General features: G+C 76.3%; 1 protein-coding gene and 1 pseudogene. Both read left to right on the top strand.

From position 1 onward, the window contains the following. Positions 1-299 (top strand): annotated as a pseudogene (locus L6E12_RS35835) (acyl carrier protein); the annotation flags it as partial. Between the two features lie 277 nt (positions 300-576). Next, positions 577-8,331 (top strand): type I polyketide synthase (locus L6E12_RS33015; RefSeq protein WP_374201987.1); only part of this gene is annotated, 7,755 nt, incomplete at its 3' end.

The raw sequence follows: 8,331 nt of genomic DNA, 5'->3' as shown, positions 1-8,331 counted from the left end.
CGCCGCCCCGCGCGCCGCCGGGCCCGACCCGGCCGAGCGGGTCCGCGCCGACCTGGCGGGGCTGCGCGGCGACGACCTCGACCGGGCCGTGCGCGCCGTGGTCCGCGGCGAGGTCGCGGGCGTCCTCGGCCACGCCGACGCGGCGGGGGTCGACACCGGCCGCGGCTTCCTGGACCTGGGGTTCGACTCGCTGACCGCGGTGGAGCTGCGCAACCGGCTCACCGCGGCGACCGGCGTCGCCCTGCCCAGCACACTGATCTTCGACCACCCCTCGCCGGACGCGCTGGCCCGCCACCTGGCCGAGGCGGTGGCCGCTGCCGACGCCCCCGCCGACCGGGGCGCGCGGCTGCTGGCCGGGCTCGACCGGCTGGCCGAGGAGCTGGCGGGCGCCGACCTCGACGCGGTCACCCGGCTGGGGCTGCGAACCCGGCTGCGATCGCTGCTGGAGCGCCACGGCGGCGCTGACACCGGAACCGGTGTCGCGCTCGACGACGCCTCCGACGACGACCTGTTCGACTTCATCGACAACGAGTTCGGGGGGTCGTCATGACCAGTCCCATGACCACCGAGCAGAAGCTGCGCGAGTACCTCAAGCGCGTCACCGGCGAGCTGACCCAGACCCGGGAGCGGCTGCGCCGCGCGGAGGAGGCCGCGGGTGAGCCGATCGCGGTCGTCGCCGCGGCCTGCCGCTACCCCGGTGGCGTCGCCTCCCCGGCGGACCTGTGGCGGCTGGTCGTCGACGGGTCCGACGCGGTCGGCCCGTTCCCCGACGACCGCGGCTGGCAGCTCGGGGACACCCCGTTCGCCGCCGAGGGCGGTTTCCTCCACGACGCGGGCGAGTTCGACCCCGGCTTCTTCGGCATCTCCCCGCGCGAGGCCCTGGTCATGGACCCGCAGCAGCGGCTGCTGCTGGAGACCTCCTGGGAGGCCCTGGAGCGCGGCGGGGTCGACCCGCACGCCCTGCGCGGCAGCGCCACCGGCGTGTTCGTCGGCGTCATGTACTCCGACTACGCCTCCCAACTGCACCGCATGCCCGAGGGCGCCGAGGCCTACCTCAGCACCAGCGCCAGCTCCAGCGTCGCCTCCGGCCGCATCGCCTACACCCTGGGCCTGGAGGGCCCGGCGCTGACCATCGACACCGCCTGCTCGTCGTCGCTGGTGGCCATGCACCTGGCCGCGCACGCGCTGCGCACCGGCGAGTGCACGATGGCGCTGGCGGGCGGGGTGACCGTGATGTCCACCCCCAGCACCTTCTTCGCCTTCAACAGCCAGCGCGGCCTGGCGGGCGACGGGCGCTGCAAGGCCTTCGCCGACGCCGCCGACGGCACCGGCTGGTCCGAGGGCGTCGGTGTGCTGCTGCTGGAGAAGCTGTCCGACGCGCGCGCCAACGGCCACCCCGTGCTGGCCGTCCTGCGCGGCTCCGCGGTCAACTCCGACGGCGCCAGCAGCGGCCTGACCGCCCCCAACGGGCCCTCCCAGCAGCGGGTGATCCTCTCCGCCCTGCGCAGCGCCGGGCTCGGCCCCGCCGACGTGGACGTGGTGGAGGCGCACGGCACCGGCACCACCCTCGGTGACCCGATCGAGGCCCAGGCGCTGCTGGCCACCTACGGCCAGGACCGCAGCGGCGGGGACCCGCTGTGGCTGGGCTCGGTGAAGTCCAACCTCGGGCACACCCAGGCCGCCGCGGGCGTCGCGGGCGTCATCAAGGTCATCGAGGCGATGCGGCACGGCGTGCTGCCCCCGACCCTGCACGTCGACGCCCCCACCTCGCAGGTCGACTGGACCGCGGGCAGCGTCGAACTGCTCACCGAGTCCCGCCCCTGGCCGCAGGTCGACCGGCCGCGCCGCGCCGCGGTGTCCTCCTTCGGCGTCAGCGGCACCAACGCGCACCTCATCCTGGAGCAGGGCGACCCGGTCGCGGCCCCCGCGCCCGATGCCGACGGCGGGCCGGTGCCACTGGTGCTGTCCGCGCGTTCCCGCGAGGCGCTGCGCGCGCAAGCCGGGCAGGTCGCGGAGGCGCTTCCCGCGCTGCCGCTGCGGTCGGCGGCGCTGTCGCTGGCCACCACCCGCGCGCTGCTCGACCACCGGGCCGTGGCGCTCAGCGCCGACGCCGTGCGCGCACTGGCCGCCGACGAGACCCACCCGCTGCTGGTGCGGGGCACCGGCGGCGAGACCGGCAAGACGGTCTTCGTGTTTCCCGGTCAGGGTTCGCAGTGGGTGGGGATGGCGCGGGAGTTGGCTGCGTCGTCGGAGGTGTTCGCGGCTCGGTTGGCTGAGTGCGACGCGGCTCTGAGCGAGTTCAAGGACTGGTCGCTGGACGAGGCCCTGGGTGATTCCGCGCTGTTGGAGCGCGTGGATATTGTGCAGCCGGTGTTGTGGGCTGTGATGGTGTCGTTGGCTGCGGTGTGGCGTTCGTGGGGGATTGAGCCCGCTGCTGTTGTGGGTCACTCGCAGGGTGAGATCGCGGCTGCTGTGGTGGCGGGTGCGTTGTCGCTTGAGGACGGTGCGCGCGTGGTCGCGCTACGGTCGAGGGTGCTGCGCAGGTTGGCCGGGCGCGGCGGGATGGTGTCCGTCGCGCTGCCGCAGGACCAGGTCGCCGTGCGGATCGCCGTGTTCGGGGAGCGGTTGTCGATCGCGGCCGTCAACGGTGCGTCGGCCGTGGTGGTCTCCGGTGAGCCGTCTGCTCTGGATGAGCTGGTCGTCGGCTGCGAGGCCGATGGTGTTCGGGCCAGGCGGATTCCGGTGGATTACGCGTCGCATTCGGCTCAGGTCGATGAGCTGCGTGATGAGTTGATGGCGGTGTTGGCGTCGGTCAGCCCGCGTGCGGGGGATGTTGCGGTGTATTCGACGTTGACGGGTCGGGTGGAGGACGGCTCGGTGATGGGGGCCGGGTACTGGTTCGACAACCTCCGGTCCACAGTGGAGTTCGCCGGGGCCGTGGAGCGGTTGGGGGCGGATGGTTTCGGGACGTTTGTGGAGTGCTCCCCGCACCCGGTGCTGACGATGGCCCTGCCGGAGGACGTGCTCGCGGTCGGGTCGCTCAAGCGCGACGACGGTGGGTTGTCGCGGATGCTGCTGTCCCTGGGAGAGCTGGTCGTGCGCGGCCTGCGCCCCGACTGGACCGCCCTGCTCCCCGGCGCCACCCGCGTCGACCTGCCCACCTACCCGTTCCAGCGCGCGCACTACTGGCCCGAGCCCGCCGACCCGGTGGAGCCCGCAGCGGACCCGGCCGACGAGGAGTTCTGGCGCGCGGTCACCGCCCACGACGCCGACGCCCTCGCCAGGGTGCTCGACCTCGACCCGGCGGCCCCGCTCAGCGAGGTCGCGCCCGCCCTGCTCGCCCTGCGCCGCCGGGGCCGCGACGCCGCCGCCATCGCGGGCTGGCGCTACCACGTCCAGTGGCGGCCCGTCGTCGCCCCGCCCGCCGCACCGACCGGCACCTGGCTGCTCATCACCCCCGAGTGGCCCGACCCGGTCTTCGCCGCCGTCGCCGACGCCCTCACCGCCCGCGGCGCCACCGTGGTCACCGAGGAGGTCGACGCGGGCTCGGCCGACCGCGCCTCGCTCACCGAACTGATCGCCCGGCACGGGCACCTCGACGGCGTGCTCAGCGCCCTCGCCGTCGACGAGGGCCCGCACCCCGAGCACCCCTCGGCCGTCGCGGGTCACACCGCCACCCTCGCCCTGCTGCAAGCCCTCGGTGACGCGGGCAGCACCGCCCCGCTGTGGTGCCTGACCCAGGACGCGGTGACCACCGACACCGGCGCCGCCCCCGAGCAGGCGCTGGTGTGGGGCCTGGGCCGCGTCGCAGCCCAGGAGTACCCGGAGCGCTGGGGCGGCCTGCTCGACCTGCCCGCCGAGCTCGACGACCGCACCGCCACCCTGCTCGCCACCGCCCTGGCGGGCGGCACCGGCGAGGACCAGCTCGCGCTGCGCCCCGGCAGCCTGCTCGGCCGCCGCATCACCCGCGCCGCCGTCCCCGAGGGCGAGGGCTGGCGCCCGCGCGGCACCGTCCTGGTCACCGGCGGCACCGGGGGCCTCGGCGCGCAGACCGCCCGCTGGCTGGCCACCGCGGGCGCCGAGCACCTGGTGCTGCTCAGCCGCCGCGGCCTCGACGCCCCCGGCGCGGCCGAGCTGGCCGCCGAGCTGTCGGCCACCGGCGTGCGGGTCGACGTCATCGCCTGCGACGTCACCGACCGCGCCGCCCTCGCCGCGGTCGTCGACGGGCTGGAGCTGACCGCCGTCGTGCACACCGCCGCGGTCCTCGACGACGGCGTCCTCGACTCGATCACCCCCGAGCGGGTCGCCGGGGTGCTCGCGGTCAAGCGCGACGCCACCCGTCACCTGCACGAGCTGACACTGGGCCGCGACCTCGACGCGTTTGTCCTGTTCTCCTCCATGTCGGGCACCTTCGGCGCGTCCGGGCAGGGCAACTACGCCCCCGGCAACGCCTTCCTCGACGCCTTCGCCCACCACCGCCGCGCCATCGGCCTGCCCGCGACCGCGCTGGCCTGGGGCCCGTGGGCGGGCGGCGGCATGGCCGACGGGCCCGTCGGGGAGCTGGCCCGCAGGCACGGGCTGCCCGCGATGGACCCCGAGCTGGCCGTGCGCGCCATGGCCACCGCCGTCGGCGCCGACACCGCGGTGGCGCTGGCCGACATCGACTGGGAGCGGTTCTTCGTCGCGATGACCGCGACCCGCACCTCCCACGTGCTGCGCGAGGTCCCCGAGGTCCGGCGCCTGCTGGAGGTCCAGGCGCCCGCCGCCCCCGCCGCCCCGGTCACCCGCCGGGCGTCGAGCCGGGAGGCGCTGCTCGACGTCGTGCGCTCCGCCGTCGCGGCCATCCTCGGCTACACCGGGCCCGAGGCCGTCGAGGCCGAGCGCTCCTTCCACGACCTGGGGTTCGACTCGGTGACGGCGGTGGAGCTGCGGAACCGGATCACCGGGTCGACCGAGCTGAAGCTGCCGGTCACCCTCGTGTTCGACCACCCCACCCCCGCCGCCCTGGCCGACCACCTCGCCGAGCAGGGCGGCGGCGCCGTCGTCGAGGCGAGCGCGGACGACCTGCTCGACCTGGTCCGCTCGTGCGTCGCGCCGATCCTCGGTCACGCCACCGCGGACGACGTCGACCCGGACCGGTCCTTCCACGACCTCGGGTTCGACTCGGTGACGGCGGTGGAGCTGCGGAACCGGATCACCGGGCTGACCGAGCTGAAGCTGCCCGTCACCCTCATCTTCGACCACCCGACACCGCGGGCGCTGGCCGAACACCTGGCCGCACAGGTCGCTCCCGTGACCACCGCCCCCGCCGCGGTGGGCGGGCCGCGCGCCGTGGACGACGACCCGATCGCCATCGTCGCGATGGCCTGCCGCTTCCCCGGCGGCGTGCGCACCCCCGAGCAGTTCTGGGACCTGCTCGACGGCCGGGGCGACGCCATCGGCCCGTTCCCCGCCGACCGCGGCTGGGACCTCGACCGCGTCTACGCCCTGGCCGGGGCCGACGCCACGCGCACCTTCCTCGGCGGCTTCCTCGACGACGTCGCGGACTTCGACCCGGGCTTCTTCGGCATCTCCCCGCGCGAGGCGCTGTCGATGGACCCGCAGCAGCGCCTGCTGCTGCAAACCGCCTGGGAGGCCATCGAGCGCGGCGGCCTGGACCCCAAGTCGCTGCGCGGCACCCCCGTCGGCGTCTTCGCGGGCACCAACGGACAGGACTACACCTCGCTGCTGCTCAGCCGCCCGGCCAACCTCGAGGGGCAGATCGCCACCGGCAACACCGCCAGCGTGCTGTCCGGGCGCGTCTCCTACACCCTCGGCTTCGAGGGCCCCGCCGTCACCGTCGACACGGCGTGCTCGTCGTCGCTGGTGGCCCTGCACTTGGCCGCGCAGGCGCTGCGCAACGGCGAGTGCGACCTGGCGCTGGCGGGCGGGGTGACGACCATGTCCACCCCGGGCCTGTTCACCGAGTTCGCCCTGCAGGGCGGCTTGGCGCAGGACGGCCGGTGCAAGGCGTTCGGGGACTCCGCCGACGGCACGGGGTTCGCCGAGGGCGCCGGGCTGCTGCTGGTCGAGCGCCTGTCCGACGCCCGCCGCCACGGCCACCCGGTGCTGGCCGTGCTGCGGGGTTCCGCGGTGAACCAGGACGGCGCGTCCAACGGGCTCACCGCCCCCAACGGCCCGGCCCAGCAGCGGGTCATCCGGGCTGCGCTGGCCGATGCCCGGCTCGCCCCCGCCGACGTCGCCTTCGTCGAGGCGCACGGCACCGGCACCACCCTCGGTGACCCGATCGAGGCGCAGGCCGTGCTCGCCGCCTACGGCCAGGGCCGCGCCGAGCCGCTGTGGCTGGGCTCGGTCAAGTCCAACATCGGTCACACCCAGGCCGCCGCAGGCGTCGCCGGGGTGATCAAGGCCGTGCTCGCGCTCGGCCGCGACCGCATCCCCGCGACCCTGCACGCCGCCGAGCCCAGCTCGCACGTGGACTGGAGCGCGGGCGCGGTGCGCGTCGCCTCCACCGCGGTGCCGTGGCCCGCCGGGCCGCGCCGCGCGGGCGTGTCGTCCTTCGGCATCAGCGGCACCAACGCCCACGTCATCCTGGAGGCGGGCGAGCCCCAGCCCGCCGCGCCGCCGCGCGTGGACCCGCCCGCGGTGCTCGTGCCGCTGTCCGCCCGCACCCCCGCCGCCTTGCGCGCCCAAGCCCGGCGGCTGTCGGAGGTCTCCGCCGACCCGCTGGACCTGGCCTGGTCGCTGGCCAGCACCCGCTCGGCCTTCGAGCACCGGGCCGCGGTCGTGGGCCGCACCCCGCAGGAGGTCGCCGCCGGGCTGGCCGAGGTCGCGGCCGGGTCGCCCGCCGCGGTCACCGGCACCGCCGCGCCGACCGGGCGCACCGTGTTCGTCTTCCCCGGTCAGGGCGCGCAGTGGGCGGGTATGGCGGGCGCGCTCGCCGCCGAGTCGCCGGTCTTCGCCACCCGCCTCGCGGAGTGCGCGGCCGCGCTGGCCCCGCACGTCGACTGGGTCCTCACCGACGTGCTGGCCGACGCCGACGCGCTCTCCCGGGTGGACGTCGTGCAGCCCGCGCTGTGGGCGGTGATGGTGTCGCTGGCGGAGCTGTGGCGCTCCTGGGGCATCGAGCCCGCCGCCGTGGTGGGCCACTCGCAGGGCGAGATCGCCGCCGCGGTCGTCGCGGGCGCGCTGTCGCTGGAGGACGGCGCGCTGGTCGTGGCGCGGCGGTCGGGAGTGCTGCGCGAGCTGTCGGGCCTCGGGGCGATGGCGTCGGTGGCGCTGCCCGAGGCGCGCGTGCGCGAGGCGATCGCGGACCTCGGCGACCGGGTCGGCGTCGCGGCGGTCAACGGGCCGGCCGCCGTGGTCATCTCCGGCGAACCCGGGCCGGTCGACGAGCTCGTCGCCGGGTGGACCCGCGACGGCGTGCGGGCCAAGGTGCTGCCGGTCGACTACGCCTCGCACTCCGCCCAGGTCGAGCGGCTGCGCGACGAGCTGGCCCGGGTGCTGGCCCCCGTCGCCCCGCGCACCGGGCGCGTCCCGCTCTACTCCACCCTCACCGGCCGGGTCGAGGACGGCACCGCGCTGGACGCGGCCTACTGGATCGCCAACCTGCGCGCCACGGTCGACTTCGCGGGCGCGACGGCGCGGCTGGTCGCCGACGGCTTCGGCGTGTTCGTCGAGTGCTCCCCGCACCCGTCGCTGACCATGGCCGTGCAGGAGCAGGCCGAGCCGACCGGGCCGGTGGTGGCCGTGGGCTCGCTGCGCCGCGACGACAGCGGCCTCGACCGGGCGCTGCTGTCGCTGGGCGAGCTGGTGGTGCGCGGGATCGTCCCCGCGTGGGACCGGCTGCTCGACGGCGGCAGGCGGGTCGACCTGCCCACCTACCCGTTCCAGCAGGAGCGGTACTGGCCCGACGCCGTCGCCGCGCACCCCGCCCCCGCACCGGCCGCGGCCGGGGACGCCGAGTTCTGGGCGGCCGTCGAGTCCGGCGCGCTGGCCGACGTCTTGGCGCTGGCCCCCGAGGCGTCCCTGCGCGACGCCCTGCCCGCCCTGTCGGCGTGGCGGCGCGAGCGCGACCGGGCCGCGACCTCGGACGCCTGGCGGCTGCGCGAGACCTGGCGGCCACTGGCCCCGCGCCCGGCGACGCTGTCCGGCACGTGGCTCGTCCTCGGCGCCGACGGCGCCTGGGGCGAGGCCGTCACCGATTCCCTGCGCGCGCACGGCGCGACCCCCGTCCTCGTCGCCTGCGACCCCGACGCCGACCGCGCGGCCGTCGCCGCCGCCGTCCGCGCCGTCGACGCGCAGGACCCGGTGGGCGTGGTGTCGCTGCTC

It is taken from the genome of Actinokineospora sp. PR83, assembly GCF_021056305.1.
Lineage (GTDB): Bacteria > Actinomycetota > Actinomycetes > Mycobacteriales > Pseudonocardiaceae > Actinokineospora > Actinokineospora spheciospongiae.
Note: the sequence above shows the minus strand (reverse complement) of the source record. Positions and strands in the feature narration are given on the sequence as shown.